A 26,157-nucleotide genomic window follows, 5' to 3' on the forward strand; every position below is an offset into this window, starting at 1 on the left:
AATTTTTCTTTCGCATCTAGGATGGAGGCATGGCAAGGCACGAGCGGCAGCGCGTCCAGGACGTCGGCACCCTCAAGGCGCTGGCGCACCCGCTGCGCATGAAGCTGTACCGCGCGCTCAAGGTGGCCGGCTCGGCGACGGCCTCGCAGCTCGCCGAGCAGGTGGACGAAGCGGTCTCCCTGGTCAGCTACCACCTGCGCAAACTCGCCTCCCACGGCCTCATCGAGGAGGCGGAGAGCGGCCGGGGCGACGGTCGGGAGCGCTGGTGGCGGACGTCCGCGGAGAGCTTCTCCACCCGCAACTCCGACTTCCGCGACAACCCAGAGGGCGCCGTGGCCCACCAGGCGATCTCGCGCCTGCACGCCCGCCAGCTCACCGAGATGTACGACGGCTACCTCGACGCCCAGTGGGCCTGGAGCGAGGACTGGCAGGATTCCTCCTTCGGCTCGGAGTTCCTGCTCACACTGACCGCCGAGGAGTTGCGCGGCCTCAGGCAGGAGATCGACGACGTGGTCCTGAGGTGGACGGCCCGCGGCAAGGCGGCCGCCGAGGCGGGTGACGCCAAGGGCCGCGAGAACGTCGCCGTGCACCTGTACGGGTTCCCGTTCACGACGTGAGGAGAGAGCAGGATGTATCCCGACTTATACCTACTTGTAGAGCAGGTACGCGGCCAGGAGTTGCGCGCCGCGGCCCGGACCCCCCGACGGGCGCGCCGTCTAAGGGGCGCCCGCTCCTGGGAACGGCGGCTCGGCTGGGCCCTCGTGGAGACCGGGCTGCGCCTGGTGTGCCGCGGCGCGGCCAAGGGCCCCCGCCTGGTGGACCGCCACGCCTGACCCTCCCGCCGGGATCAGCCGCCGTTCAGGCCCTTCAGGACCGCGCGTTCCACCGGGGTGGGGGTGGTGCCGGTGAGGTCGAGCAGGTCGGTCGGCACCAGCGGCGGCTGGGCCATGAAGCGCGGCACGCTGCCGCGATGCGGCTGGGCGGCGTGGATCAGGAACGGGTGGCACAGGTAGACGTCCCCCGCCGAGCCGGTGACGGTGACCTCCCTGCGCCCCTCGCTGAGCGGCACCGCCTCCCCGCACAGCGGGAACCATTCACGCCCTTCGTCCCCGGAACCGGCGAGCAGAGCGGGCACGTCCAGATGTGAGCCGACCCGTACCCGGGTGGGGGCGTCGTCCGGGCCGACCTCGGAGAACAGGAACAGCATGAGCAGGGCACGGCCGCGCGAGCGCAGGCTCGGCCCGGCACTGGTCGACCGTCTCCCGGGGAACCGCGCCGGGCAACCGGACGAACCCGTCCTCGACGAACGACTCGACCTGCTCTTCGGTCAACATGCGCCGCCCTTCCTGACGGACTCCGGTGAACGCCGTGCAGTCTGGCGAACCGGGCCCCGGAAGGGCAACGCGTTTACCGGCTCAGATGCCGAGCGCCGACGGCAGGCTCAGCTCCTGCAGGAACAGCGCCTCGGCGGTGGCCACGCGGCGCAGCTCGTCGAGGTCGACCCGCTCGTTCGGGGCGTGGATGGCGGCGTCCTCGTCCTCGGCGCCGAACAGCAGGATCTCGGCCGCCGGGTACTGCTTGAGCAGCGTGTTCACCAGCGGGATCGAGCCGCCCGCGCCCACGTCGCGCGGCGGGCGGCCGAAGGCGCGCTCCATCGCCCGGTTGAGCGCCGCGCGAGCCTTGCCGCCGGAGTCGGCCTGGAAGCCGGACCCGACGGTGAAGTCGCCGAACGACACCTGCACGCCCCACGGCGCCACCTGGCGCAGGAACTCCACCACGGCGTTGACCGTGGTCTTCGGGTCGCCGGACGGAGGAATCCGGACGGTCACCCTGGCCCGCGCCGCGGGCTGGACCGCGTTCACGGCGCCCGACACGCTCGGCACGTCGAGGCCCGTGACGGTGATGGCGTACGACGCCCACAGCCGGTCGGCCAGCGAGCCGGACCCGACCAGCGACACGCCGTCCGCCACGCCGGCGGTCTTCCTGAACTCCTCCTCCGACGGGCCCTGGCCGAGGAAGCTGCCGCGCGGCAGGCCGGGGACGCGGATGTCGCCGTTCTCGTCGTGCAGCGCGGTCAGCATGCGCATGAGGGCGGCCAGCGCGTCGGGGGCGGCGCCGCCGAACGAGCCGCTGTGGACGGCCTCGCGCAGCGTGCGCACCTCGATGGTGAAGGCCGCCATGCCGCGCAGCGACGTCGTGATCGCCGGGTCGCCGACGCGCGGGTTGCCGCTGTCGGCCACCACGATCGCGTCGGCGCGCAGCAGGTCGGGGTTGCGCTCGACGAAGGACTCCAGGCGCTCGCCCGCGTACTCCTCCTGGCCCTCGATGATGACCTTGATGCCCACCGGGAACCGGCCCTGGAAGGCGCGCAGGGCGGTGACGTGCGAGATGATGCCCGACTTGTCGTCCGCGCAGCCTCGGCCGTACAGCTTGCCGTCGATCAGGGTCGGCTCGAACGGCGGCGTGCGCCAGGCGGCCAGGTCGCCGGCCGGCTGCACGTCGTAGTGCGCGTAGAGCAGGACCGTGGGCGCGCCGGGAGGGGCGGGGGCCTCGCCGTAGATCGCGGGGAAGCTGCCCTCGACGGCGACCTGCTGGACGTGCGGCAGGCCGGCCGAGCGGACGAGCTCCTCCGTCACCGACGCGGCGGCGAGGACCGGCTGGTCGGGGTGTCCCGGAAAGGCCACGGAAGGAATGGCGGCGAGCCGCTTGAGCTCCTCGATGGCCTGGGGCATCGCGGCGGCGACAGCGCTCTCGATCTGGTCAGGAGTCACGGGACGGTCCCCCGGGGGTCGTTCTCGACAGTTTGGTCTCATTGGATCACAGAACGTTCCACAGTACGGAAACAGGCATGACCCGCGCGTTAATCTACCTGCGGATTTCGTTGCTGTTACACAACGGTTCTGCGGATCTCGATTTTCTTGCATAGTGCTGCGACCGATTCGCTTGGCAAACCGCAGGTGAAGATGCAGACTGTGGGGAGTTCGACACAAGGGAAGATAACCATGACGCAGCCGGAAAACGACGTCCTGAAGGCCGCGCAGGACAACCTGTGGTTGCACTTCACGAGGCACAGCGCCTACCAGAAGAACGAGATCCCGACCATCGTGCGCGGTGAGGGGTCCTACATCTACGACATTCACGGCAAGCGTTACCTCGACGGCCTGGCCGGGCTGTTCGTCGTCCAGGTCGGGCACGGGCGTGGCGAGCTGGCCGAGGCCGCCGCCAAGCAGGCGCAGGAGCTGGCCTTCTTCCCCCTGTGGTCCTACGCGCACCCCAAGGCGGCCGAGCTGGCCGCCCGCCTGGCCGCCCAGGCGCCGGGCGAGCTGAACCGGGTCTTCTTCACCACCGGCGGCGGCGAGGCCGTCGAGACCGCGTGGAAGCTGGCCAAGCAGTACTACAAGCTCGTCGGCAAGCCGCTCAAGCACAAGGTCATCAGCCGCCAGATCGCCTACCACGGCACCCCGCAGGGCGCCCTGTCGATCACCGGCATCCCGGCGTTCAAGCAGATGTTCGAGCCTCTCGTGCCCGGTTCGGTGCGCGTTCCGAACACGAACTACTACCGCGCCGACGAAATCAGCGGCGTTCCCGGCATGTCGCCCGAGGAATACGGCATCTGGGCGGCCGACCGCGTGGCCCGCGCCATCGAGATGGAGGGCCCCGACACCGTGGCCGCCGTCTTCGCCGAGCCCGTCCAGAACGCCGGCGGCTGCTTCCCGCCGCCCCCCGGCTACTTCCAGCGCCTGCGCGAGATCTGCGACGAGTACGACGTGCTGCTCGTCTCCGACGAGGTCATCTGCGCCTTCGGCCGCCTCGGCACCATGTTCGGCGGCCAGAAGTTCGACTACGTGCCCGACATCATCACCTGCGCCAAGGGCCTGACCAGCGGCTACTCGCCCATCGGTGCGATGATCGCGCACGAGCGGCTGTTCGAGCCGTTCAAGGAGGGCGACACCATGTTCGCCCACGGCTACACCTTCGGCGGCCACCCCGTGTCCGCCGCCGTGGCCCTCGCCAACCTCGACATCTTCGAGCGCGAGGACCTGCTCGGCCACGTCACCAAGAACGAACCCCTCTTCCAGGCGGCCCTCGACGACCTGCGCGACCTGCCGATCGTCGGCGACGTGCGGGGCTCGGGCTACTTCTGGGGCATCGAGCTGGTCAAGGACAAGGCCACCAAGGAGACGTTCAACGCCGAGGAGTCCGAGCGGTTGCTGCGCGGGTTCCTGTCCAAGGCGCTGTACGACGCCGGACTCTACTGCCGGGCCGACGACCGCGGAGACCCCGTGATCCAGCTCGCGCCCCCGCTGATCGCGGGGCCAAGGGAGTTCGACGAGATCGGATCCATCCTGAGGGGCGTGCTCTCGGAAGCGTGGGCGCGCCTCTAACACCCTCCCCACCCGGTACGACGAAGTGCCGCGGTCTCCGAAAGGATCCCTACGATGAAGATCGGCGTCCCTGCCGAGGTCAAGAACCACGAATACCGTGTGGCGGTCACCCCCGCCGGTGTTCACGAGCTGGTGCGGAACGGTCACGACGTCACCGTCCAGCGGGGTGCCGGCCTCGGCTCACACATCACTGACGAGGAATACCTCGCCGCGGGCGCGAAGATCCTCGACAACGCCGACGCCGTATGGGCCAGGGCGGACATGGTCCTCAAGGTCAAGGAGCCCATCGCGGAGGAGTACCACCGCCTGCGCGAGGGCCTGGTCCTGTTCACCTACCTGCACCTGGCCGCCTCACGGCCGTGCACCGACGCCCTGCTCGCCGCCAGGACGACCGGCATCGCGTACGAGACCGTGCAGGTGGGCCACACGCTGCCGCTGCTCGCCCCGATGTCGGAGGTCGCGGGCCGGCTCGCGCCGCAGGTGGGCGCCTACAACCTCATGCGCTTCAACGGCGGCCGCGGCGTCCTGCCCGGCGGCGTGCCCGGCGTGGCCCCGGCCAGGATCGTCGTCATCGGCGGCGGCGTCTCGGGCCTGAACGCCGCCCAGATCGCCGTCGGCATGGGCGCGGACGTGACCGTGCTCGACACCAACATCGACCGGCTCCGCCAGATCGACGCCATCTACCAGGGCCGGCTCAAGACCCTCGTGTCCACCTCGTACGCGATCGAGCGGGAGGTCCTCCAGGCCGACCTGGTCATCGGCGCGGTGCTGATCCCCGGCGCCAAGGCCCCGACGCTGGTCTCCAACGACCTGGTCTCACGGATGAAGCCGGGCTCGGTGCTTGTGGACATCGCCATCGACCAGGGCGGCTGCTTCGAGGACTCGCGGCCGACCACGCACGCCGAGCCGACGTACAAGGTGCACGAGTCGATCTTCTACTGCGTGGCGAACATGCCCGGTTCGGTGGCCAACACCTCCACCTACGCCCTGACCAACGCGACGCTCCCGTACGCGGTCAAGCTGGCCAACCTGGGCTGGCGTGACGCGCTGAAGGCCGACCAGGGCCTCGCGGGCGGTCTGAACACCCATGACGGCCAGCTCACCAACGAGCCGGTCGCCCAGGCGCTGGGGCTGGCGTACACGCCGGTCGCCGACGTGCTCTGAAACCTCTGAAGGGGCGCGGCACGAGGTCGCGCCCCTAACTCACTCCCAGGCGGCGACGCAGGTCGCGCGCGGTGGCCAGGACGTGGTGGATCTCGCCCGTGCCCGGCCACGGCGCGCTGCCGGGACGCAGCAGCGTGCCGCGCACCGACGCCAGGTGCTCGACCGCGCTGCGGTGCACCCCGCTCCGCTCGACCAGCCAGCCGATCACGTCGGAGTGGTCGTGCAGCGGCCTGGTCACCAGGTCCCAGGTGCCCAGGACCTCGGTCAGGTCCGGCACGGACAGCGGCACGCCGCCCCGGCGGCCCGTGGCCGCGGCCGCCAGCTCGGCGCGGGCGGCCAGCTCCGGCTCGGCGGTGCGCGCCCACGCCGGAGGCGGCGGGTCGGCCAGCCACTCCTCGGCCTCGCCCAGCTCGCCGGCGACCGTCAGCAGCCCGCCCAGCTCGACCGCCGCGCCGTGGTGGCCCGCCCGCGCGGCCTGGCGGAACCAGTGGCGGCCGCCGGCCAGGTCGCCGAACTCGGCGATCAGCAGCAGGCCGTAGTTGAAGGCCGATTCGGCGTCGCCGCCCGCAGCCGCCCTGCCGAACCAGTGGCTGGCGGCCGGGGTGTCGCCGAGCTCCACGCAGACGAACCCGGCCATGCGCTGGTCCTCCAGCCGCCCGGCCGCGGCCGCCCGCTCGTACCAGGCGCGGGCCGTGCGCAGGTCGCCGCAGGACAGGGCGATGGCGCCGAGGCGGGAGGCGGCGCCCGGGTGCTCGTTCTTGGCGGCCAGCCGGTAGTAGGCCTCGGCGCCCTCGGGATCGCGGCTGGCGTGCAGGTAGAGGCCCATGCAGTGGGCGGAGTCGGCGTGGCCGCCCCTGGCGGCGTACTCCCACCAGCGCACGGTCTCCTCGTCCTCGCCGGCGGAGTAGGCCAGGAAGCCGAGGTCGTGGGCCGAGGTCATGTCGCCCTCGTCGGCCGCCCTGCGGTGCCACTCACGGGCCACGCCGGTCTCGCCGGTGTCCTCGCACAGCAGGGCCAGGCGGCGGGCCGCGGTGCGCGACCCGGCCAGGGCCGAGCGCTCGAACCAGGCCCTGGCGGCCCCGGCGTCGCCGCGCTGTTCGAGCAGGAGCGTGGCCAGGTTGGCGGCGGCCTCGGCGTCGCCGGTGGCCGCGGCGGTCTCGTACCAGCCGACCGCCTCCTCAAGGCTGCCGTGCTTCTCGTGCCAGACGCCCAGGTTGTAGGCGCTGTCGACGTTGCCTCCCGAGGCGGCCAGCTCCCACCAGAGCCGGGCCGCCGCGCGGTCGCCGTGCTGGGCGTAGAGCTTGCCGAGCCGGTGGGCCGCCTGGGCGTCGCCCTGCCGCGCGGCCGCCAGCAGCTCCGGCTCGTCCCCCGCCCGTGGCGCCGGAACGGCCGGTGTCGCCACCTCTCCCTGCCACCAGGCCATGGCGACAGACTGGCACGTGATCATACGATCGCGAACCGTAATCGCCGACAACGGGCCTAGGAGAACCTGATGAACCCCGAATACATCCCCATCCCGCACACGTAACGCAGCGAGCCGGGGCGGTGGGGCGGCAGCCGTACGGTGGCGGGCAGGGCCACGTCGCGCCCGTCGATGGTGACCGTGCTCGTGCAGCCCGGATCGACCAGTTTGAAGATGACCTCGACCGGTACGTTCGCGCGGGCGGACACAGTGGCGGGCCGGTAGCCGTCGCGGGTGGCGAAGACCGTGACGATCTGGGTGGCGGGTCCGGCGGCGGCCGGTGCGGCGTCCCCCGTCCAGCCGCCCAGGTTGAGCCCGGCCACGACGGTCCAGAGCCCGGCGGCCATGGCGACGACCCCGGCGAGCCTGGCCAGCCTGGTGCGGGAGATCCGCCGCAGCACGTACCCGAGCAGCGCGAACGCGGGCGCGGTGCCGAGTACGAAGCCTGCCATGGCCGCCGCGCCCGACAGCGGCGAGCCGCTGGACACGGCGAGCATCTCCATGCCGAGCGTCACCCCGCAGGGCACCAGGACGGTGGCCGCGCCCAGCAGCGGCGCCTTGTAACCGGACGTCCGGACGGGCTCGGCGCAGGCGTGGCCCCCGCCGCGCAGGAGCCGGATCGCGAACCCGATCACCGCGCAGCCCGCCGCGACCAGGAGCAGGGCCCGCGCCCGCGGCGGCAGGCCGACGGCCGAGCCGAGCAGCCCGAGCAACGCCCCCACCAGCGTGTACGAGGCCAACCGCCCGCCCAGGAACCAGGCCACCAGCGCGGGGTCGCCTCCGGGACGCCGGCCGACCAGGCCCACCAGCAGCCCGCCCTGCGCGGCGGTGCAGGACGCGGTGCCGCCCACCAGCCCGGCGGCCACGCCCCCGGCGAACAGGGTGACGGCCTCCACGTCCAGCCCCTCCCGGCTCTCTCGCGAAGCTCTGGGGGAAACGTAACGCGGCACGCCGGATGCGGCCAGTGACAGTTCTTGTACCCTTAGTGACGTTTAGGTGGTTGCGCCCGCAATCACGCCCCGGACGTCGGTACGCCGGGCCTCGATGAGGAACCTGGACGAATAGGCGACGAACGGCCCTTCGGCCTCGATGAGCTCGTGCAGCTCGCGCAACTTGGCGCCGTAGCGGCCGACCGAGAAGCCCGGCACGATCCAGATCACCTTGCGCAGGAAGTAGATCACCGCGCCGATGTCGCGGAACTCCATCCGCAGCCGCTCGACCCGCAGGTCGGCCACTTCGAGCCCGGCCGCCTCCGCCTCCGCCACGGCCTGGCGCGGGTCGCGGGCCGAGCCGTCCTGCGGGCCCATGAAGAACTCGGTCAGCTCGAACACGCTGCGCGGGCCGACCTGCTGCGAGAAGTACGCGCCCCCGGGACGCAGCACCCTGGCGATCTCCGCCCACCAGGTCTCCACCGGATGGCGGCTGACCACCAGGTCGAAGACGCCGTCGCGGAACGGCAGGCGCGGCTCGTCGTCGTCGGCCACCACCCGCGCCCCGCGCGGGCGCAGCCGGGCGGCGGCCAGTGCCAGGTTGGGCGGCCACGACTCGGTCGCCACCGTCACCTTCGGCAGTGTGGGCAGCCCGGCCAGGATCTCGCCGCCGCCGGTCTGGACGTCGAGCGCCGCCTCGGCCGCCGCCATCCGCCCGGCCAGCAGGCGGGAGTAGCCCCATGAGGGTCGTTCCTCGGTGGCCCTGCCCTCCAGCCAGGAGAAGTCCCAGCCGTCCACGGACACGGTGTCGGCCTCTTCGACCAGGTCATCGTACGTACGCCGCATCCTCCGACCATGTCAGCGCCCGGGGGTGGCTTCAACCGGATTTCTCCCGTGTCGCGGATCAGGCGATGCGGGCGCGCACGGCGGCGCGGTCGACGCCGAGCTGGTCGATCAGCCCGGCCACCGGGTCGTGGCGGTCCCGCTCCAGCAGGGCGAGCAGGAGGTGCCGGGGAACCTCCTGCCTGGTCTTGCGCCGCGTGGCGCCGATGGCGGCGTTGACCACCGCGCGGGCGCTCGACGTGAGCGAGGTGCCGGGGATTGGCGGGTGCCGGCGCGGCGTCGCGCGCGGTGCCTGGCCGAGGTCGAGGCCGATCGAGCGCAGCGCCTCCCGGTCGAGCTCGTCGAGCGCGGCCCGCGCCCCCGCCAGGTCCACGCCGAGCGCCCGCGCCGGGGCGGCGGCGGGGTCGTGCAGCAGGCCGAGCAGCAGGTGCTCGGTGCCGAGCCGCCGGTCGCCGCGCTGCCTGGCCTCGTCGAGCGCCGCGCTGACGACGGCCGCGAACGGGCTCTTCTCCTTGCCGAACATGGCGATCCTCACTTTCCGTATCGGGCGTGCACGGACTGCCGCGACATGCCGAGCGCGTCGCCGATCTGCTCCCAGGTCCAGCCCTGTTCCCTGGCCAGCGCCACCGACGTCGCCTCGACCTGCTCGGCCAGCCGGTGCAGCGCGCCCACGGCCCGCAGGCCGAGGGCGGGGTCGTTCGACCTGATGCGTTGAGACAGCTCTTCCATGTCCACGCCGTCAGGCTAGATTGACAGACGGGGTTTTGTCAATCTAGCCTGACAGGCATGGACGACGTGATGATCGTGGGAGCGGGCCCGGTCGGGCTCATGCTCGCGGGCGAACTGGCCCTGGCCGGATTACGCCCGATCGTGCTGGACAAACGCCCTGAACCGAGCGAACTGCCCAAGGCGAACGGGCTCGCGGGCCAGATCGTCGAGCTGCTCGACCACCGCGGCCTGCTCGGCCCCCTCTCCGAGGGCAGCGGCTTCGCGGGCCCCGCGCCGGGGTTCCCGTTCGGGCAGGTGCCGCTGCGGTTCGCCGGGCACGACGACATGCCGCTGCGGCTGCTGCTGATCCAGCAGCCGCGGCTGGAACGGCTGCTGGCCGAGCGGGCCGGACGGCTCGGAGCCGAGATCAGGCGGGGCCACGAGGTGCTCGGGCTCGTCCAGGACGAGGAGGGCGTCACGCTGGAGCTGTCCACCGGCCGGGCCCGCGCCCGCTACGCGGTGGGCTGCGACGGCGGGCACAGCACCGTGCGCGCGCTGACGGGCATCGGCTTCCCCGGCACCACCGACGACGAGGTGCTGCGGCTCGGCCACTTCGCCTGGGACGGGCAGGGCCCGTTCGAGGCGCCGCGGGCCGAGGGCCTGGGACCGGGCTGGAACCGCACCCCCGCCGGCCGCCTGCTGCTCACCTCGCTCCGGCCCGGCGTGCTCGTCGCGGGCGTGCGCGAGCGCGGCGCGGCGCCCGAGGGCCCGGTCACGCCGGAGGACTTCCGCGCCGCCGTGCGCCGCGTGATCGGGCGGGACCTGCCGCTCGGGGAGCCGCTCTGGCTGTCCGGCACGGTCGCGCAGGCCCGGCTCGCCGACCGCTACCGGGCCGGCCGGGTGTTCCTGGCCGGGGACGCCGCCCACCTGTTCCCGGCGGGCGGGACGGCGCTCAACGTCGGCATGACGGAGGCGGTCAACCTGGCCTGGAAGCTGGCCGCCGTGCTGCTCGGACGGGTGCCCGAGGGCCTGCTGGACACCTACGAGGAGGAACGCCGTCCGGTGGCCGGGCGGGCGCTGGCGCAGACCCGGGCCCAGGCGGCGCTGGAACGGGCCCCCGGCGAGGACGGCGACGCCCTGCGCGCGCTGCTCGCCGAGCTGTTCGCCCACGAGCAGCCGCTGCGCCACCTCGCCGCGATCCTGCACGGCTCCGACACCCGCTACGCGCCCGGCCCGGAGCACCCGCATCCGCTCGTCGGCCGGTTCGTCCCCGACCTGCGGCTGAGCACGGCGGAAGGGGAGCGGCGGGTGGCCGAACTGATGCGCGCCGGGCGGCCGGTGCTCCTCGACCTCCGCGACGAGACCGGCCCGGCGTCACCCGGCGGCGGCTGGATCGACGTGGTCAGGGCGCGGTGCGCCGAGCCGCCCGCCGACGTGCTGCTGATCCGCCCCGACGGGTACGTGGCCTGGGCCGGCACCGACGGCCTGGCCGGGGCCGCGCGGGCGTGGTTCGGCGCGGAGCCGCCCGCCGTCAGAGCCACCCCGGCTTGACCAGGCCCGACTCGTAGGCGATGACCACGAGCTGCGCGCGGTCGCGGGCGTGCAGCTTCATCATGGCCCGGCTGACGTGGGTCTTGGCGGTGGCCGGCGACATGAACAGCTTGGCGGCGATCTCGTCGTTGGTCATGCCCGTGCCGACCAGGGAGAGCACCTCGCGCTCGCGGTCGGTGAGCTGGTCGAGGCCCTGCGTGGCGACCGGTTCCTTGGCGCGCGAGGCGTACTCGGCGATCAGCCGCCGGGTCACGCTCGGCGACAGCAGCGCCTCGCCCGCCGCCACCACCCGTACGGCCTGGATGAGCTCGGCCGGCTCGGTGTCCTTGACCAGGAAGCCGGACGCGCCGCCGCGCAGCGCCTCGAAGACGTACTCGTCCAGCTCGAACGTGGTCAGGATGATGATGTGCGGGCCGGGCGGCATCAGGCGGGTGGCGGTCAGGCCGTCGGTGCCGGGCATGCGGATGTCCATCAGCACGACGTCCGGGGCGTGCTCGCCGGCCAGGCGCACCGCCTCCGCGCCGTCGGCCGCCTCGGCCACCACGGTCATGTCGGGCTGGGCGTCCAGCAACGCCTTGAAGCCCGCGCGGACCAGCGCCTGGTCGTCGGCGAGCAACACTTTGATCACGTTGGGTTCTCCTCGGGTAGGGGCAGACGGGCCTCGACCTGGAAGCCGTCGCCCGACGGGCCGGCGACGAGCGTGCCGCCCAGGGCGGAGGCGCGTTCGCGCATGCCGGGGATGCCGTTGCCGCTGCCCTCCTCCGACAGCACGGCGGGGGTCGTCGCCCCCGTGTCGGCGACCACGATGACGAGCTGCGCCGCGCCGTACTCCAGGCGCACCGTCACCCGCGAGCCGGGCGCGTGGCGGGCGGCGTTGGTGAGCGACTCCTGCACGATCCGGTACGCGGCCCGCTCGACCTGCGGCGGCAGCGGCCGCGAGCCCACCCGCCTGAGCGAGACCTCCATCCCCGAACGCTGGACGAGGTCGTCGAGGCGGTCGAGCCCGGCCGTCGGGGAACGCGGAGCGCCCTCGCGCAGCACGTTGAGCACCGAGCGCATCTCGCCCAGCACCTCCTTGGACGCCGTCTTGATCGTGGCCAGGGCCGAGCGGGCCTGCTCGGGGTTGGCGTCGATGAGGTGCAACGCGGTGCTGGCCTGCACGTGGATGAGCGAGATGTTGTGCGCGAGCACGTCGTGCAGCTCCTGGGCCATGGTCAGGCGCTCCTCGCTGGCCTGCCGCCTGGCCTCCTCCTCAAGGATGCGCTCGCGCTCGGCCCGGCGTTCCCTGACGATCCTGACCAGCTCGGCCACGACCATGAACAGCAGGATGAAGGCCAGGATCGACAGGCTGTGGAACAGGTCGCGGTTGCCCACCCACCAGGCGTAGCTGAGGAGCGAGGTCACCGTCATGGTCGCCATCGTCCAGGCCATCAGCCGTCTGCCCCCGGTGACCAGGAGGAACAGCAGGACGCCCGGGCTGAGGAAGGCGGGGCCGTAGGCGTAGCCGCCGATGAGGAACAGGTCCATCGCGGCGAGCGCGACGGAGACCGTCAGCAGCGGGAACCGCCTGCGGAAGAGGATGGCCAGCGGCCCGATCAGCAGCAACGCGTACGCGTACGGGTCGAGCTGCTCCCTGAGGAGACGCTGGCCCCACGTCGCGCCTTGGGCGATCACCAACTGGGCGACCGCCACGATCAGGGCGAGATAAGGGTCGAAACCGGACTTCCTGCGCACCCCACCACGCTAGGCCACCGGCGGAGGGCAGGACATCCTCCCCTCGTGCGAGGGGGCCCTACCACGACGGGCGTAGCTGGGTCATGGTGGACACCATGCGCCGTGTGATCTATTCCGCAGCAGCAGTCCTCATCTCCCTCCTGCCCGCCGCGCCCGCGTCCGCGGGCCCCCAGCAGAAGTCCCCGGTCGCCGAGGGGTACGGAGGCGCCGTCGCCACCGTCGACCTCGACGCCAGCAAGGCCGCGCTCTCCGTGCTGAGACGCGGCGGCAACGCCGTCGACGCGGCCGTGGCCGCCGGAGCCGTGCTCGGGGTCACCGAGCCGTACTCGGCCGGCCTGACCGGCGGCGGCTTCATGGTGTTGTACGACGCCAGGCAGCGCAAGGTGTTCACCATCGACGGCCGCGAGACGGCCCCGCGCGCCATGACCGCCACCAGCTTCGAGGGCATCCCGTTCGACGAGGGCGTCACCAGCGGCCTGTCGGCGGGCGTGCCCGGCACGCTGGCCCACTGGGACCTGGCCCTGCGCCGGTTCGGCACGCTCTCGCTCGGCCAGGCGCTCCAGCCGGCCATCGAGGTGGCCTCCCGTGGCTTCGTCGTGGACCAGACGTTCCACGACCAGACGGCCGCCAACGTCGACCGCTTCAAGGACATCGCCTCCACGGCCCGGCTCTACCTCCCGAACGGCGCGCCGCCGCCGGTCGGCTCGGTGTTCAGGAACCCGGAGCTGGCGAACACCTACCGGGAACTGGCCCGGCGCGGCCCCGGCTGGCTGTACGGCGGCCGGCTCGGCCAGGAGGTCGTGGCCACCGTCAAGAAGCCGCCGGTCACCCCCGGCAGCACCCGCAACGTGCGGCCCGGCCTGATGGAGCTGTCGGACCTGCGGGACTACCGCGCCCTCCTGCGCGAGCCCACCAAGATCTCCTACAACGGCATGGACGTGTACGGCATGGCGCCGCCGTCCTCGGGCGGCTCGACCGTCGGCGAGGCGCTCAACATCCTCGAAGCCCTGCCCAAGGTGGGCCTGCACGAGTACCTGGAGGCGTCGAGGCTGTCCTTCGCCGACCGCAACGCCTACGTCGGCGACCTGCCCGGCGTGCCGCTGCGCGAGCTGCTGTCCGACGGCTTCGCCAAGGAGCGGGCCTGCCTGATCGGCGACCGGGCCCTGAGCAGCCCGGCCGCCCCCGGCAGCCCCGACGGCACGTACGGCGCCTGCGCCACCCCGACCGGCAGCGCGACCCCGATCGCGGACGAGGGGCCGGAGACCACGCACCTGGTCGTCGCCGACCGCTGGGGCAACGTGGTCGCCTACAACCTCACCATCGAGTCGACCGGCGGCAACGGCATCGTGGTGCCGGGCCGCGGCGTGCTGCTCAACAACGAGCTGACCGACTTCACCTTCGGCCCCGCCCCCGGCGACCCCAACCTGCCCGGCCCCGGCAAGCGGCCGCGCTCGTCGATGGCGCCGACGCTGGTGTTCGACCACGGCAGGCCGGTGCTGGCCGCCGGCTCGCCGGGCGGCTCGACGATCATCACGACCGTGCTGCAGATCCTGGTCAACCGGTACGAGTTCGGCATGAGCCTGCCCGACGCGCTCGCCGCGCCGCGGGCCACCCAACGCAACACCGCCCAGACGCAGGCCGAGCAGGCGTTCCTCGACAAGTACCGGACCGAGCTGGAGGCCAAGGGGCACAGCTTCGTGCTGAACCCCGAGATCGGCGCGGCCACGGCCCTGGAACTGCGCGGCCACGGCCTCGTCCAGGCCGTCGCCGAGCCCGTACGGCGGGGCGGCGGCAGCGCCCTGGTGCTCGACCCGCGCTGAAACCCGCGCTGAGCGCGCACGGCGGCGGCCCCCGGCGGGCCGCCGCCCTCGCGGGGTGACCGAGGTCACGGCTTGACTGCCGCATGAGGGAATGTTTGCGCAGGTCACAGGGTTGTAACGGGCATCGCGACGGGTCGTGGCGCCGTGCCGCCGAGCGGAATCCGCCGGCCGCACCCTCATTCAGCCGCCGTCGTTCGAGCCGGATCCCGAGAGACACCCGTGGGCTGCCCCGGCCTGCCCTCAGGAGGAACCCTGTGAACGCCAAGAAGCTGTACGCGAGCGCCCTGCTGGCCGCCACCGCCGCCGTGTCGGCCCTCGGCCTGACGTCCGCCCCGGCCCACGCCGACGGCCTCACCTACGGCCAGGACGTCTCCAGCTACCAGCCGGACCACGACTGGGCCGCCAGCGGCGCCTCGTTCGGCATCGTCAAGGCCACCGAGGGCGCCACCCACGTGGACGCCTCCTTCGCCCGCCACTGGGCCGACCTGGGCACGAAGGGCAAGGTGCGGGGCGCCTACCACTACGGGCACCCGTCCAACGACCCGGTCGCCGAGGCCGACCACTTCCTGTCCGTGGTGAACCGGCAGCCGGCCGCCAAGGGCGACCTGCTCGCGCTCGACCTGGAGACCACCGACGGCCAATCCGTGACCGCGGTCAACGCCTGGGCCAAGAAGTGGCTGGCGCACGTCCAGGCCAGGACGGGCATCACGCCGCTGTTCTACAGCGGCTGGAACTTCGCCGACGAGTACGGCCACGGCCTGCAGCAGTACCCGCTGTGGGTGGCCCGCTACGGCCAGGGCCCCGGCCAGGTGGCCGCCCCCGCCGACTGGAAGACCTGGACCATCCACCAGTACGCCGACGCGCCGGTGGACCAGAACGTCTCCGCCCTCACCCCCGTCCAGCTCAAGGCGCTGGGCCGCAGGTGACCCGCCGTCCTCAGTAGATGAGCTCGTACGCCGCCGGGCGCACCTTCCGCGTACGGGCCCAGTACTCGAAGGTGAAGCCCGGCCAGATCGTCCGGTTCACTCCGTGCTCGTCCAGGTACCAGGAGGTGCAGCCGCCCGCGTTCCACACGAGCGGGTCCAGGCGGGCGCGCAGCCGGCGGTTGAAGGCGTCCTGGACGTCCTTCCTGACGTCCACCGCCCTGGCCCCGGTCCTGGACAGCAGGCGCAGGCACTCGACGACGTGGCGCACCTGCGACTCGATCATGAAGACGACCGAGTGGTGGCCGAGGCCGGTGTTCGGGCCGAGCAGGAAGAACAGGTTGGGGAAGCCGGAGGCCGTGATGCCGAGGTAGGTCTCGATGCCGTCCTGCCAGGCGTCCTGGAGCTTCAGGCCGTTCCGGCCGGTGATGCGCTGGGTCTGGAGGGCGTCCACGACCTTGAAGCCGGTGCCGTAGACGATCACGTCCACCTCGTGCTCCTCGCCGGTCGCGGTCACGATCGAGCTGGGCCGGATCTCGGCGATGCCGTCGGTGACGAGGGTGACGTCGGGCCTGGTCAGGGCCGGGTAGTAGTCGCTGGAGACGAGCAGGCGCTTGCAGCCGATCGTGTAGTCGGGCGTCAGCTTCCTGCGCAGGTCCGGATCGGGCACCTGGGCCGCCAGGTGCCTGAGCGCCAGCGACTCGTGCGGCTTCATCAGGCGCGGGTGCACCGCGAAGCCGAGCGCCCGGCTCTCCAGCGCCCAGTAGATGCCGCCGCGCAGGGCCCGGGCCATGCCGGGCAGGCGCAGGACGCGCCGGGCGGCGGGGGAGAAGGTGAGGTCGGGCTTGGGGTGGATCCACGGCGGCGTGCGCTGGAAGACGGTCAGCTCGCGTGCCTGGGGGGCGATCCGGGGGACGAACTGCACGGCGGAGGCGCCGGTGCCGATGACCGCGACGCGCTTGCCGGTGAGATCGACCGAGTGGTCCCATTCGGCGGAGTGGAAGGAGGGGCCGGCGAAGGACTCCCTCCCCACAATTGCCGGAAATTTCGGGATATGGAGGGCGCCGATGCCGGAGACGACCGCGTTCGTCCGGATGGTGGCGCCGTCGTCCGTGGTGACCGACCAGCCTCGGTGGTCGTCGTCGTACTCCAGGGCCGTGACGTGCTTGTTGTAGCGGATGTGGGGCGTTACTCCGTACTTGTCCGCGCACGTGCGCAGGTAGTCCCAGATCTCGGCCTGCGGGGCGAACATCCGCGACCATCCGGGATTCAGCTCGTACGAGTAGGAGTACATGTGCGACGGCACGTCGCACGCGCACCCGGGGTAGGTGTTGTCCCGCCAGGTGCCCCCGAGGTCGGCGGCCTTCTCCAGGATCACGAAGTCGTGGTAGCCCGCCTCCTTGAGCTTGATCGCCATGCCGATCCCGGCGAAGCCGGTGCCGACGATCACCAATCCTGGCTCGGCCACTGAACCTCCACGACGACCGCGACCAGCGCGGTCCGATGTATTGGACGTATCGTCCAATGTAGTCGGCCGGCCACCGCCGGTCCAGGGAGGCGGTACGCCCGGCCTGTGCGGAAACGACTGTGCGGAAACGACGAAGACCCGCCACGGCGTCGGGGCGGGTGGGTGGTCCGTATGGGGTTGTGTGCTAGCGGAGCAGCAGGAAGGCGGCGACGCCGATGATCACGATCACCACGGCGACCGCCAGGATCGGCAGCAGCGGCGACTTCTTGGGAGCCGCCTCGGCTTCCTGCTCCTGGCGCTGCGCGAAGGCGCGGAACTGCTGGGTGTTGCCCGCCGGGTCGATATGCTGGTCAGACATGGCCAGCAGCCTAGCGTGATGACATGGTCCATTTGCACCCTTTGCCACTATCTATAGGCATGGGCTGATGGGGGGACCACTCCACCCGGCGGATAGCTTTGAGTCATGCTCCGGACCCTGCTCTCACCCCGCGTCGTGGGGCTGCATCTGCTGACGATCGGGGTCCTGATCGCGTTCATCCTGCTCGGCCGCTGGCAGCTCGGTGTGTTCCAGGACTCCGGCAGGCCGCACGCCGCCGTCGACCCGGCCCCCGTGGGGGTCGCCACGCTGGCTCCCGTGGGCGGGCAGATGGAGGGCGAGGCCGTCGGCCGCAGGGTCACGGCTGAGGGCACGTACGAGGCCGCGCGCCAGCTCCTGGTTGCCGACCGTCGCCCCGACGTCGACGCCCCCGGTGGCAACGTCTCGCGCGACCACGGCTACTGGGTGCTCACCCCGATCAGGCTCGACGACGGCACGCTGATGCCGGTCGTGCGCGGCTGGGCGGCCAAGGCGGACGACCCGGGCGTTTCCGTCGTGCCCGAGGGCCGGGTCGCGGTGATCGGGCGGCTGCGCGGCCAGCAGGGCACCGACAGCGTCCAGCGGCGGGTGGAGGGGCTGCCTCCCGGTCAGGTCCAGACGGTGTCCACCGGAGAGCTGATCAACCTGTGGACCGGCCAGAAGCTGCGGACCGGCTTCATGGTGGCGCAGCCGCCGTCCGGCTCGCTCGGGCAGGTGAAGATCCGGCCGCCGGAGGTCGGTGGCACACTGACCTGGCGTAATCTGGCATATGCCGCAAACTGGTGGATCTTCGCTGGATTCGCCGTCTTCATGTGGTTCCACTTCGTACGCGACGCCGTACGGGCGGATCGGGACCGCGACAAGTCCCCCGAGATGGTTCTGGAAGGTTAACGGTGGAATCGGCTCTCAAGCCCTTCCGGGTGCTCGCCTACGTGGTCGGCGTCATGCTGCTCATCCTGTGCGTCGCCATGGTGCTGCGCTACGGCTTCGGCGCCGCGGAGATGTCCAAGATCATCGCGCCCATCCACGGCGGCCTCTACATGATCTACCTCATCACCGTGATGAACCTGGGCATGAAGGCGCGCTGGAGCTGGCCCTACATGCTCGGGGTCATGCTCGGCGGCACGATCCCGTTCCTGTCGTTCTACGTGGAGCGCCGGGTGCACAGCCGGGTGCGCACCGAGCTGAGCGCGGCGAGGGCCTGACGACGGCCCCCGCCGCGGCTCGCGGGCCTCAGCCGCCGATCCCGCGCCTGCGGGCCCGCTTGAGCCGCTCGCGCTGCGACGGGTCGAGCATGAGGTAGCCGACCACCGGCGCCGCGACCGCGCCGAGGACCACCAGCAGCGTGATCCAGCCCGGCAAGAAGATCAGCGAGAGCAGAACCGCGGCGCCTGCGCCGATGACGTACTTCTGAACTGGCGACATCCCTGGCTTCCTCCGAACGCGGAGCCCGTGCCCCGCCTCTCCCACATTCTGCGTCGCCCTTCCAACGAGTGGACCCGTGCCCTGGGTTCCAGGACGCGATGTATCTCAATTGTTGCGGGACCAGAGGGTCAGGTGGATCGAGCCGTACGTGCGTGTCTGTCCTGGTACGAGCGTTCTTTTCAGGGTGCGGTAGCGCTCGTCGTCGGCGTACTTCGTCCCGATCCTGGGGGAGATGAGCCAGACCCGGTCGACGCCCTTCAGCGCCGCGTCCAGTTCGTCGGCCGTCCGCGGGCCGGGCGCGCCGGGTGCGCGGGTCAGGTCCGTCAGGCGGTCGTACGGGGTGCCGTACACGGCCACGAACAGCCGGAAGCGCTGCGGCACGAACAACACCCGGTCCCCCGGACGCTCCTCCGCGGCCAGCGTGGCGGCCAGCGTGCGCAGGTCGTCGGGACGGGCGGCGGGCTGCCTCATCGCCACCTGCGCGGGCAGGACGAGCACGGCGTACAGGGCCAGCGCGGCGACCGCCACGGGACGCCACCGCACCCCGGCCAGGCCGATCCCGGCCGGCAGAGCGAGCAGCGGGACCGCGAAGAGCACGTAACGCGGATGGTAGACCGGCTGGACCTGGGAGATCGCGAACGAGAGCGCCACCGGCGACGCCGCCCACACCGCCACCGCCGGGGCGCGTACGGCCCCCCACAGGGCGGCGGCGAACAGCACGGCCGCGCCCGCCCCCGCGACCTCGCCGGGGAAGGCGGCCAGCTCGGCCCAGCCCGGTGACCTGAGCCAGAACACCTGGGCATCCCGCTGACCGGCGGCCAGGGCGAGGAGCGGGACGAGCGCCACCCCCGCCGCCGCCACGGCGACCAGCGAGCGCACGACGGCGGGCGCCGGGTTCGCGGCGAGCGTGCGGCGGAGCACCGGCAACCAGGCGGTGAGCAGGTGGGCGGGGACGAGGAGCAGCGCGTACAGGTGCAGCCAGCCGAGCAGGGCCACGCTCGCGCCGTAGGCCACGAGGGCGGCCCGGCCGGGACGGTCGAGCAGCCTGACCAGCAGCCACGTCGCCAGCACGGCGACCGCGCTCACCAGGGCGTACGAGCGGGCCTCCTGGGCGTACCGGGCGGCCATGGGGGTGAGGGCGTACAGGAGACCGGCGTACAGACCGGCGGCGGTGCCGGCCAGGCGGCGGCCCAGGGCCGCGACCCCGTAGGCGGCGGCCACGAAGGCGAGCACCGAGGGCAGGCGGACGGCGATCTCCGGCGGCCAGGGAAGGGCGGCGAAGGGCCGCAGGAGGAGGTAGTAGAGGGCGTGGACGGCGTCGAGGTCGGCGAGGAAGCGGCGCAGCTCGTCGAACGACATGCGCGCGACCAGCGTGCTGACCGACTCGTCCCGCCACAGCGACGGCACCGGGAGCCCCCAGAACCCGGCCACCGCGGCGACGAGCGCGGGCCCGGCGGGCCACCACCGGCCGGCGCCCCGCCCGGCGGCTCCGGCCTCGGCCGGACGCGGCAGGACGGTCGCGCCGGTCATCGGCGCGGGCCCATGACCGCGAGGAGCTGCTGACGGAGGGCCTCGGGGGTGGGACGGTCGGCCGGGACGCCGGACAGGAGGCGGACCAGGACGGGAGCCAGCGCCCCCGCCCGCGCCAGCGACGCCCCCGGCGCGGGCGGCACACCTTCCACGGCCATGAAGAGCGTCGCGCCCAGGGACCACAGGTCGGCGGCCGGGCCCGCGCCCCCCTCCGGAGCCGTGTACGCCGGGACGGTGGCCGACCGCAGCGGGGGGACCAGCGTGGCCCGCCCCTGGTCGGAGATGAGGATGCCGCCCGGCTGCACCGCCCCGTGGTGGCCGCCCCTGGCCTGGAGCTGGTCGAGCACGGCGAGCCCGATCTCGGCCACCTCGGCGGGCGGGAGCGGTCCAAGGGCGTGGACGACCTGGTCGAGCGGCTGGTCCACGGCCAGCCGCTCCAGCGTCTCGCGCACCACCTCCACCGGCGGCGATCCGGCGGGATGCAACATGGCCCGGATCAGCGACCTGAGCGGGTCGGCGCCCTCGGCGGGCACCTGGCCGGGCGGGCGGCCCTCCACGGCGAAGTGCAGCGTGGCCGCCAGCGACCACAGGTCGGCCGAGGGCCGCATGCTCAGGCTCGGCACCCCGAACCCGGTGAGCACCGCCCTTCCGGTGCTGGTCAGCAGCACGTTCCCGGGGCTGACCTGCCCATGGACGATCCCGGCCGCGTGCGCGGCGTCCAGCGCCGACAACACGCAGACGCCCATCCTGGCCACCTGGACGACGGGCAGCGGCTGCCGCCCGCGTACGGCCTGCTCCAGGGACACGCCCGAGACGAACTCCATGACCAGCCACGGCACCCGGTCCTCGACCAGCACGCCGAGCACCCGGGCGATGGAGGCGTGCCGCAGCCCGGCGGCCCTGCGCGCCTCGTGCAGGGCGGACTCGCGGAGCTCGGGCGGGATGCGCAGCTCCCTGACCGCGACGTCGCGGTGTTCCGTCTCGTCGAAGGCCAGCCGTACGGACCCCGCGCCCAGGGGGTTGAGCAGCCGATAGCGCCCGGCGAGCTTCCTGGTCTCAGCCATGTCGAGTGCACGATAGCGCTCGCCCGCACTGCCCGGCCATCATGCGGTCCGGCCGGTCAGCCACGCCTCGTGGGCGTCGTTCAGCCTGCTCCAGAGCCCTTCGGCGTCGTGGGGGCCCAGGTCGTCGAAGGTCAGCCGGAACACGTCGGCGAGCGCGGCGTAGTAGTCGCGCGCCGTGTCCAGGGTGATCGAGTGGCTGCCGGCGCCGACGCGGGACAGGACGAGCCCGCGCAGCGAGTCCACACCGGAGGCGTCCCGCCGTTGGACGACGGCCGTGCGCACGAACCCCGACGACGGTGACGTCGACAAATGGTTGTGCATATCAGCGAAGGCGGACATGTCTGTGGAGGTCCGCTCGAAATCCATGCCCACGAACGAACCACTCGGATCGTGGTCGAACCGCCACCCGCCGGGCGCGACCTCCGACGGCCGCAGGGCGTACGTGAACGGCCCCTGCCGGTACGCGCCCGCGACCAGCGGCAGCGGCTCGTGCAGGCCGTCCCCGAGCCCGAGGTCGGCCAGCCACTCGCCGCCCGGGTTGTCCTCGCTCGGCAGGCCGCGCACGGTCAGCACCAGGTGGTTGCCGGTGACGCCGGGCTCGCTGCCGGGGTTCTGCACGCCGCCGACGTGCCTGGTGACGTCGTAGCCGAGGTTCCTGATCAGCTCGGAGAAGGCGCCGTTCAGGTGGTAGCAGTAGCCGCCGCGCCCCCTGATGATGCGCTCGGCGGACTCGACGGGATCAAGGGAGGTGGGACGGTTCAGCCAGATCTCCAGCGCCTCGTAGGCGACCCTCTCGACGTGCGCGACGTGGAGCGCGCGCAGGCCCTCGGCGCTCGCGGGGGCGTCGATCAGGCGGGACAGGCCCAGACGGCTGAGGTAGCCAGCGGTGTTCACCGGCCAAGTCTGCACCAGATGTGCACAAATTATGGAGTGTCGTCTGCACGGCGCACTTCTACTCTTTCGTACGTGGCAGAGCAGCGGCGCGTCCTCGTGGTCGAGGACGATGTGACGATCGCCCTGGCCGTACGGAACAGGCTGGCCGCCGAGGGCTTCGACGTCCGGGTGGCGGGCGACGGGCACGACGCCCTGGTCCAGTACGGGAAGGCGGAGCCCGACCTGGTGATCCTCGACCGGCTGTTGCCCGGTCTGGACGGGCTGGAGGTGTGCCGCAGGATGCAGGCGGCGCGCCCGGTGCCCGTCCTCATGCTGACCGCGCTCGGCGAGGAGACCGACGTGCTGGTCGGGCTGGGGGTGGGGGCCGACGACTACCTGGCCAAGCCGTTCAGCATGCGCGAGCTGGTGGCCAGGATCCACGCGCTGCTGCGCCGGGTCGAGCGGGCCGCCCAGCTCGCGGTCGAGGACACGGTGATCAGGGTGGGCGAGGTGGAGATCGACACGGCCGCGCGCCGGGTGTTCGTCCGGGGGGTCGAGGCCCAGCTCACCAGGACCGAGTTCGACCTGCTGCGACGGCTGGCCGAGCGCCCCGGGCAGGTCTTCGAGCGCGACCGGCTGCTGTCGGACGTGTGGGGCTTCTCCGAGGCCGCCGCGACCAGGACCGTGGACAGCCACGTCCGCGCGCTGCGCCGCAAGCTGGGCTCCGACGTGGTGCGCACCGTCCACGGTGTGGGCTACGCCCTGGTCCGGCAATGAGGCCGCTCGACTTCCTCGGCCGCATCAAGGTCAAGCTCGGCATCGTCATCGTGCTGGCGGTGGGCACCGCGTTCGTGGTGAACGAGGTGGGGCTCAACGCCGGGTTCACCCGGGACGTTCGCATCGTGGTCGCGGTCATCCTCGCGTTGATCATGGTCCAGGTGCTGGCCATGGGCATGACCAAGCCGCTGCGCCAGATGGCCAGGGCCGCCCAGACCATCGCCAAGGGCAGCTACGGCCTGCGGGTCAGCGCCACCTCGCGGGACGAGGTGGGCGAGCTGGCCAGGGCGTTCAACGCGATGGCCGCCGACCTCGGCGCGGTGGACCGGCAGCGGCGCGAGCTCGTCGCGAACGTCAGCCACGAGCTGCGCACCCCCATCACCGGCCTGCGCGCGGTGCTGGAGAACGTCGTGGACGGCGTCTCCGCGCCCGACCCGGTCACCATGAGGACCGCGCTCGCCCAGACCGAACGGCTCGGCCGCCTGGTCGCCCAGCTCCTCGACCTGTCCAGGCTCGACTCGGGCGTACGGCTGATCGAGCCCGAGGTCGTCGAGCTGGCGCCGCTGGTCGAGCAGGCCGTGCGGGAGGCGTCGCTGGCGCGCGAGGACGTCACGATCACGGCGTCGGCGCCCGGCGGGCCGGCGGTGCGGGCCGATCCCGACCTGCTGGCGCAGGTGCTGGCGAACCTGCTGGACAACGCCGTACGGCACAGCCCTTCCGGGGGCGTGGTGACGGTGACGTGCTCGGCCGGGCGGGACGGGGCGCGGATGGTGGTGGCCGACCAGGGGCCGGGCATCCCGGAGGCGGCCAGGGGACGGGTGTTCGAACGGTTCTCCCGGCTGGACGCGGGGCGGGCGGCCGACTCCGGGGGCGCGGGGCTGGGGCTGGCGATCGTCAAGGAGATCGTGGAGCTGCACGGGGGGTCGATCCGCATCGACGACTGCGCGGGGTGCCGCATGGTCGTCGACTTACCAGGAAGGACGACGATGACGGAGACACCGTTCGACAAGGGGGCGAACAGGGTGCACGAGGGCCGTCCGGCGGACTCGCCTCCCCTGGGCGACGCGCTCCCCGCGGCCGAGGACGGCCCGCCTCCGCCCCCCGCGTCCCTTGGCACGGCGGGCCCTGGCACGGCGACCCCGGGCAGGGCGGGCCCGCAGCCGCCCGCCGGACCGGGCGCCGCCGGGGACCCGGCGCCGCTCCCCCCGGACGCGACGGCACCAGGGGCCGGCACCCTCGTGGGGACCGGGGCGACGGCACCAGGGGCCGGCACCCTCGTGGGGACCGGGGCGACGGCAGCGGGGGGCGGCACGCTTGTGGGGGCCGGGGCGATGGCGCCGGGGGTCGGCGCGTCCGTGGGGGCCGGGGCGGGGATGCCCGCGGGGGCCCCGGTTCCGCCCGTTACCCAGGCGGGGAGCGGGGGGCTCGCCAGGATGGTCGGGGGCGGGGTGCTCGGGGTCGTGGTCGGCTTCCTGGGCGGGCTGTTCGCGGCCGTGCTGGCCTCGGTGACCGTAGGCGACGGCCTCGCGCTCGTCACGCTGGTCATGGTGACCGCGCTGGGCGGCGCGCTCGGAATGGCGCTGGGGGCGGGGTCGGGGCGCAGGGCGGCGGCGTACCAGGCCGCGTACCAGGTGGCGGGGCGGGGGCCGGGCGGGGGCGGGCCGGCGTACGTGCCGCCGCCGCTCTTCCCCAGGCCCGAGCTGCCCGTCGCGCCGCGCTGGCTGCTGCCGGCCGCCGCGGGCGCGGGCGTGTTCGCCGCCGTGGCGCTGCCCGAGGCCCAGGTGGGGCTGGGGATCGTGCTCGTGGCCATGGTGCTCGGCGCGGCGGCGCTGCCGGCCGTGCTGCGCAGGATGACCCCCTGGACGCTGGCGTTCGGGGTGACGGCGTACTGGCTGATCTCCATGGCGGCCGTGCGCGACGCGGACTGGCTGGTCGCGATCCTGCTCGTGGCGGGGGCCGGGCTGGGCGCGCTGGCGGTGTCCGGCGCGGGGGCGGGATGGCTCGGCGTGATCAGGGGCGGCGTGTCCGTGGTGCTCGCGCTCGGTCCGGTGCCGTGGTTCCTCGCCGGGCCGATCAGGAAGCTGACCGCCAGGCGGCGGATCATGCCGGTGCTCGCGGGGCTCGGCATCACGGTCGTGCTGGTGCTGGTGTTCGGGCTGCTGTTCGCCTCGGCCGACGCGGTGTTCGCCGCGTACGTCGAGCGCCTGACCAGCACCCCGGCCTGGGCCGACTCGGTGCCTTCGCGGATCTTCGTCTTCGGGTTCGTCGCCGTGCTGCTGGCCGCCACGGTGCTGGTCGCGCTGCGGCCGGTGATCGACCCGGTCGGTCCCGCGCACAAGTTCGGCGTGAGCAGGAGCGTGTGGCTGGTGCCGCTGGTCTCGGTGAACCTGCTGTTCTCGGCGTTCGTGGCAGTCCAGATCAGGGCGCTGTTCGGCGGCGCCGACTGGGTGCTGCGGACGGCCGGCCTGACCTACGCCGAGTACGCCAGGCAGGGATTCTTCCAGCTCGTGGTGGTCAGCGTGTTCGTGCTCGGCATCGTCGCGGTGGCCGGGGGGCTGCTGCGGACCGAGCGCGGCGAGCGCTGGCTGCTGGCGGTCGTGCTCGGCGTGCTGTGCGGCCTGACCATGGTGGTGCTGGCCTCGGCCCTGCACCGGATGAACCTCTACACCGACGCCTACGGCCTGTCACGGTTGCGGATCTCCGTCCAGGCGACCGTGTGGTGGCTGGGCGCGCTGTTCGCGCTCGTGCTGCTGGCCGGCGCGGTACGCCTGGCGGGCCGCGGCTCCGGCTGGCTGCCGCGCACGGTCGTCCTGGTCACCGGGCTCGGCCTGGGCGTGTTCTCGCTGGTGAACCCCGACCTCCAGGTCGCGCAGACCCAGGTCGAGGTGCGCGGCGTGACCAACATGGACTCCGACTACCTGGGCGACCTCGGCGCGGAGGCCGTGCCCGCGCTCGACCGGCTGCCCGAGCCGCAGCGCAGTTGCGTGCTCGCCGACGTGGTGCGCGCCAACGGCCTCGACCGCGCCGACCCGTGGAACGGCTGGAACCTCGCCCGCGCCCGGGCCAGGGACCTGCTGGCCGAGCGGCCCGTCGACCGCTGGTCACCGTGCCCATCGGCGTCCTCGCGCGGCTCTGATTGAATCTTG

The 26,157-nt window shown here is 72.8% G+C and carries 26 protein-coding genes; 11 read left to right on the plus strand and 15 right to left on the minus strand.

Annotated features, from left to right (window positions below):
- Positions 1 to 29 precede the first annotated feature (29 nt).
- Together ACWCSU_RS02555 and ACWCSU_RS02560 are read left to right on the plus strand one after the other, a co-directional pair.
- Complete coding sequence (locus ACWCSU_RS02555; protein WP_357702906.1) at positions 30 to 617, plus strand: winged helix-turn-helix domain-containing protein; 588 nt, start codon at positions 30 to 32, stop codon at positions 615 to 617.
- 12 nt (positions 618 to 629) lie between these two features.
- Positions 630 to 833 carry a hypothetical protein gene (locus tag ACWCSU_RS02560; RefSeq protein ID WP_449933055.1) on the plus strand — a complete coding sequence of 68 codons (204 nt, stop codon included), beginning with the start codon at positions 630 to 632 and terminating at the stop codon, positions 831 to 833.
- A gap of 14 nt (positions 834 to 847) precedes the next feature.
- On the opposite strand, the gene ACWCSU_RS02565 is transcribed toward ACWCSU_RS02560, so the two are convergent.
- Together ACWCSU_RS02565 and ACWCSU_RS02570 are read right to left on the minus strand one after the other, a co-directional pair.
- On the minus strand, positions 848 to 1,207 hold the full coding sequence (locus tag ACWCSU_RS02565; protein ID WP_449933057.1) for a phytanoyl-CoA dioxygenase family protein: 360 nt from the start codon (positions 1,205 to 1,207) through the stop codon (positions 848 to 850).
- 208 nt (positions 1,208 to 1,415) lie between these two features.
- Entirely contained in the window at positions 1,416 to 2,771 is a 1,356-nt protein-coding gene (locus tag ACWCSU_RS02570; RefSeq protein ID WP_449933059.1) for a M20/M25/M40 family metallo-hydrolase, read from the minus strand.
- A 231-nt stretch (positions 2,772 to 3,002) separates the two neighbouring features.
- Between ACWCSU_RS02570 and ACWCSU_RS02575 the strand changes: the two genes are divergently transcribed.
- Together ACWCSU_RS02575 and ald are read left to right on the plus strand one after the other, a co-directional pair.
- A complete protein-coding gene (locus ACWCSU_RS02575; protein ID WP_449933061.1) occupies positions 3,003 to 4,385 on the plus strand; it encodes an aspartate aminotransferase family protein in 1,383 nt (460 codons plus the stop codon).
- A gap of 54 nt (positions 4,386 to 4,439) precedes the next feature.
- Positions 4,440 to 5,549, plus strand: a complete 1,110-nt coding sequence (ald, locus tag ACWCSU_RS02580) for an alanine dehydrogenase (protein ID WP_357702896.1) — start codon at positions 4,440 to 4,442, stop codon at positions 5,547 to 5,549.
- Between the two features lie 34 nt (positions 5,550 to 5,583).
- On the opposite strand, the gene ACWCSU_RS02585 is transcribed toward ald, so the two are convergent.
- From ACWCSU_RS02585 to ACWCSU_RS02605, 5 genes are all read right to left on the minus strand, one after another.
- The gene (locus tag ACWCSU_RS02585) at positions 5,584 to 6,972 is read right to left on the minus strand and encodes an SEL1-like repeat protein (protein ID WP_357702894.1); all 1,389 of its coding nucleotides are present in this window, start codon (positions 6,970 to 6,972) and stop codon (positions 5,584 to 5,586) included.
- Between the two features lie 56 nt (positions 6,973 to 7,028).
- Positions 7,029 to 7,907: an urease accessory protein UreH domain-containing protein gene (locus ACWCSU_RS02590; protein WP_449933064.1), complete on the minus strand. Its 879-nt coding sequence runs from the start codon at positions 7,905 to 7,907 to the stop codon at positions 7,029 to 7,031.
- Between the two features lie 96 nt (positions 7,908 to 8,003).
- Entirely contained in the window at positions 8,004 to 8,786 is a 783-nt protein-coding gene (locus ACWCSU_RS02595) for a class I SAM-dependent methyltransferase (protein WP_449933066.1), read from the minus strand.
- A gap of 58 nt (positions 8,787 to 8,844) precedes the next feature.
- Entirely contained in the window at positions 8,845 to 9,318 is a 474-nt protein-coding gene (locus ACWCSU_RS02600; RefSeq protein ID WP_449933068.1) for a Clp protease N-terminal domain-containing protein, read from the minus strand.
- A complete protein-coding gene (locus ACWCSU_RS02605) occupies positions 9,315 to 9,512 on the minus strand; it encodes a helix-turn-helix domain-containing protein (protein WP_357703066.1) in 198 nt (65 codons plus the stop codon). The genes ACWCSU_RS02600 and ACWCSU_RS02605 overlap by 4 nt, the downstream gene beginning before the upstream one ends.
- 57 nt (positions 9,513 to 9,569) lie before the next feature.
- Between ACWCSU_RS02605 and ACWCSU_RS02610 the strand changes: the two genes are divergently transcribed.
- A complete protein-coding gene (locus tag ACWCSU_RS02610) occupies positions 9,570 to 11,042 on the plus strand; it encodes an FAD-dependent monooxygenase (RefSeq protein WP_449933070.1) in 1,473 nt (490 codons plus the stop codon).
- On the opposite strand, the gene ACWCSU_RS02615 is transcribed toward ACWCSU_RS02610, so the two are convergent.
- Positions 11,023 to 11,670 (minus strand): response regulator transcription factor, encoded by a 648-nt coding sequence (locus ACWCSU_RS02615; RefSeq protein WP_357702885.1) that lies wholly within the window; start codon positions 11,668 to 11,670, stop codon positions 11,023 to 11,025. The two genes, ACWCSU_RS02610 and ACWCSU_RS02615, sit on opposite strands and share 20 nt — an antisense overlap.
- On the minus strand, positions 11,667 to 12,776 hold the full coding sequence (locus ACWCSU_RS02620; RefSeq protein WP_364086570.1) for a sensor histidine kinase: 1,110 nt from the start codon (positions 12,774 to 12,776) through the stop codon (positions 11,667 to 11,669). The genes ACWCSU_RS02615 and ACWCSU_RS02620 overlap by 4 nt, the downstream gene beginning before the upstream one ends.
- Positions 12,777 to 12,880: 104 nt before the next feature.
- Here ACWCSU_RS02620 and ggt point away from each other — a divergent pair, with 104 nt between their 5' ends.
- Both ggt and ACWCSU_RS02630 read left to right on the plus strand, forming a co-directional pair.
- Positions 12,881 to 14,596, plus strand: a complete 1,716-nt coding sequence (gene ggt, locus ACWCSU_RS02625; RefSeq protein WP_449933073.1) for a gamma-glutamyltransferase — start codon at positions 12,881 to 12,883, stop codon at positions 14,594 to 14,596.
- Positions 14,597 to 14,850: 254 nt separating this feature from the next.
- Positions 14,851 to 15,522 carry a glycoside hydrolase family 25 protein gene (locus tag ACWCSU_RS02630; protein ID WP_449933075.1) on the plus strand — a complete coding sequence of 224 codons (672 nt, stop codon included), beginning with the start codon at positions 14,851 to 14,853 and terminating at the stop codon, positions 15,520 to 15,522.
- Positions 15,523 to 15,532: 10 nt separating this feature from the next.
- On the opposite strand, the gene ACWCSU_RS02635 is transcribed toward ACWCSU_RS02630, so the two are convergent.
- Entirely contained in the window at positions 15,533 to 16,987 is a 1,455-nt protein-coding gene (locus ACWCSU_RS02635) for a flavin-containing monooxygenase (RefSeq protein ID WP_449933077.1), read from the minus strand.
- 184 nt (positions 16,988 to 17,171) lie between these two features.
- A complete protein-coding gene (locus ACWCSU_RS02640; RefSeq protein ID WP_357702875.1) occupies positions 17,172 to 17,345 on the minus strand; it encodes a hypothetical protein in 174 nt (57 codons plus the stop codon).
- Positions 17,346 to 17,450: 105 nt separating this feature from the next.
- Between ACWCSU_RS02640 and ACWCSU_RS02645 the strand changes: the two genes are divergently transcribed.
- Both ACWCSU_RS02645 and ACWCSU_RS02650 read left to right on the plus strand, forming a co-directional pair.
- Positions 17,451 to 18,233: an SURF1 family protein gene (locus ACWCSU_RS02645; RefSeq protein ID WP_357702873.1), complete on the plus strand. Its 783-nt coding sequence runs from the start codon at positions 17,451 to 17,453 to the stop codon at positions 18,231 to 18,233.
- A gap of 2 nt (positions 18,234 to 18,235) precedes the next feature.
- Positions 18,236 to 18,547 (plus strand): DUF3817 domain-containing protein, encoded by a 312-nt coding sequence (locus ACWCSU_RS02650; RefSeq protein ID WP_357702871.1) that lies wholly within the window; start codon positions 18,236 to 18,238, stop codon positions 18,545 to 18,547.
- Positions 18,548 to 18,575: 28 nt separating this feature from the next.
- Here the strand turns inward: ACWCSU_RS02650 and ACWCSU_RS02655 are convergent, their stop codons facing one another.
- The 4 genes from ACWCSU_RS02655 to ACWCSU_RS02670 all read right to left on the minus strand — a co-directional run bounded on the left by ACWCSU_RS02655 (position 18,576) and on the right by ACWCSU_RS02670 (position 22,255).
- Positions 18,576 to 18,767: a hypothetical protein gene (locus tag ACWCSU_RS02655; protein ID WP_352322643.1), complete on the minus strand. Its 192-nt coding sequence runs from the start codon at positions 18,765 to 18,767 to the stop codon at positions 18,576 to 18,578.
- A gap of 105 nt (positions 18,768 to 18,872) precedes the next feature.
- On the minus strand, positions 18,873 to 20,297 hold the full coding sequence (locus tag ACWCSU_RS02660; protein WP_449933080.1) for a glycosyltransferase family 39 protein: 1,425 nt from the start codon (positions 20,295 to 20,297) through the stop codon (positions 18,873 to 18,875).
- Positions 20,294 to 21,361, minus strand: coding sequence for a protein kinase domain-containing protein (locus ACWCSU_RS02665; protein ID WP_357702867.1), 1,068 nt, complete (start codon positions 21,359 to 21,361; stop codon positions 20,294 to 20,296). The genes ACWCSU_RS02660 and ACWCSU_RS02665 overlap by 4 nt, the downstream gene beginning before the upstream one ends.
- 39 nt (positions 21,362 to 21,400) lie before the next feature.
- Complete coding sequence (locus ACWCSU_RS02670) at positions 21,401 to 22,255, minus strand: arylamine N-acetyltransferase family protein (protein ID WP_449933083.1); 855 nt, start codon at positions 22,253 to 22,255, stop codon at positions 21,401 to 21,403.
- Between the two features lie 72 nt (positions 22,256 to 22,327).
- On the opposite strand from ACWCSU_RS02670, the gene ACWCSU_RS02675 reads away from it, so the two are divergent.
- The gene (locus ACWCSU_RS02675) at positions 22,328 to 23,011 is read left to right on the plus strand and encodes a response regulator transcription factor (RefSeq protein WP_449933085.1); all 684 of its coding nucleotides are present in this window, start codon (positions 22,328 to 22,330) and stop codon (positions 23,009 to 23,011) included.
- Positions 23,008 to 26,151, plus strand: coding sequence for a DUF4153 domain-containing protein (locus tag ACWCSU_RS02680; RefSeq protein WP_449933087.1), 3,144 nt, complete (start codon positions 23,008 to 23,010; stop codon positions 26,149 to 26,151). Before ACWCSU_RS02675 ends, ACWCSU_RS02680 begins: the two co-directional genes overlap by 4 nt.
- The last annotated feature ends 6 nt before the right edge of the window (positions 26,152 to 26,157 follow it).

The sequence above is a fragment of the Nonomuraea sp. NPDC001699 genome (genome assembly GCF_053596455.1).

Excerpts from the sequence above, each read along its gene's own strand:
- ACWCSU_RS02565 (WP_449933057.1), bottom strand. The coding sequence starts at position 1,207 with ATGCTGTTCCTGTTCTCCGAGGTCGGCCCGGACGACGCCCCCACCCGG.
- ACWCSU_RS02660 (WP_449933080.1), bottom strand. The coding sequence starts at position 20,297 with ATGACCGGCGCGACCGTCCTGCCGCGTCCGGCCGAGGCCGGAGCCGCC.
- ald (WP_357702896.1), top strand. The coding sequence starts at position 4,440 with ATGAAGATCGGCGTCCCTGCCGAGGTCAAGAACCACGAATACCGTGTG.
- ACWCSU_RS02575 (WP_449933061.1), top strand. The coding sequence starts at position 3,003 with ATGACGCAGCCGGAAAACGACGTCCTGAAGGCCGCGCAGGACAACCTG.
- ACWCSU_RS02640 (WP_357702875.1), bottom strand. The coding sequence starts at position 17,345 with ATGTCTGACCAGCATATCGACCCGGCGGGCAACACCCAGCAGTTCCGC.
- ACWCSU_RS02555 (WP_357702906.1), top strand. The coding sequence starts at position 30 with ATGGCAAGGCACGAGCGGCAGCGCGTCCAGGACGTCGGCACCCTCAAG.
- ACWCSU_RS02655 (WP_352322643.1), bottom strand. The coding sequence starts at position 18,767 with ATGTCGCCAGTTCAGAAGTACGTCATCGGCGCAGGCGCCGCGGTTCTG.
- ACWCSU_RS02585 (WP_357702894.1), bottom strand. The coding sequence starts at position 6,972 with ATGGCCTGGTGGCAGGGAGAGGTGGCGACACCGGCCGTTCCGGCGCCA.
- ACWCSU_RS02560 (WP_449933055.1), top strand. The coding sequence starts at position 630 with ATGTATCCCGACTTATACCTACTTGTAGAGCAGGTACGCGGCCAGGAG.
- ACWCSU_RS02680 (WP_449933087.1), top strand. The coding sequence starts at position 23,008 with ATGAGGCCGCTCGACTTCCTCGGCCGCATCAAGGTCAAGCTCGGCATC.
- ACWCSU_RS02595 (WP_449933066.1), bottom strand. The coding sequence starts at position 8,786 with ATGCGGCGTACGTACGATGACCTGGTCGAAGAGGCCGACACCGTGTCC.
- ACWCSU_RS02610 (WP_449933070.1), top strand. The coding sequence starts at position 9,570 with ATGGACGACGTGATGATCGTGGGAGCGGGCCCGGTCGGGCTCATGCTC.
- ACWCSU_RS02645 (WP_357702873.1), top strand. The coding sequence starts at position 17,451 with ATGCTCCGGACCCTGCTCTCACCCCGCGTCGTGGGGCTGCATCTGCTG.
- ACWCSU_RS02665 (WP_357702867.1), bottom strand. The coding sequence starts at position 21,361 with ATGGCTGAGACCAGGAAGCTCGCCGGGCGCTATCGGCTGCTCAACCCC.
- ACWCSU_RS02605 (WP_357703066.1), bottom strand. The coding sequence starts at position 9,512 with ATGGAAGAGCTGTCTCAACGCATCAGGTCGAACGACCCCGCCCTCGGC.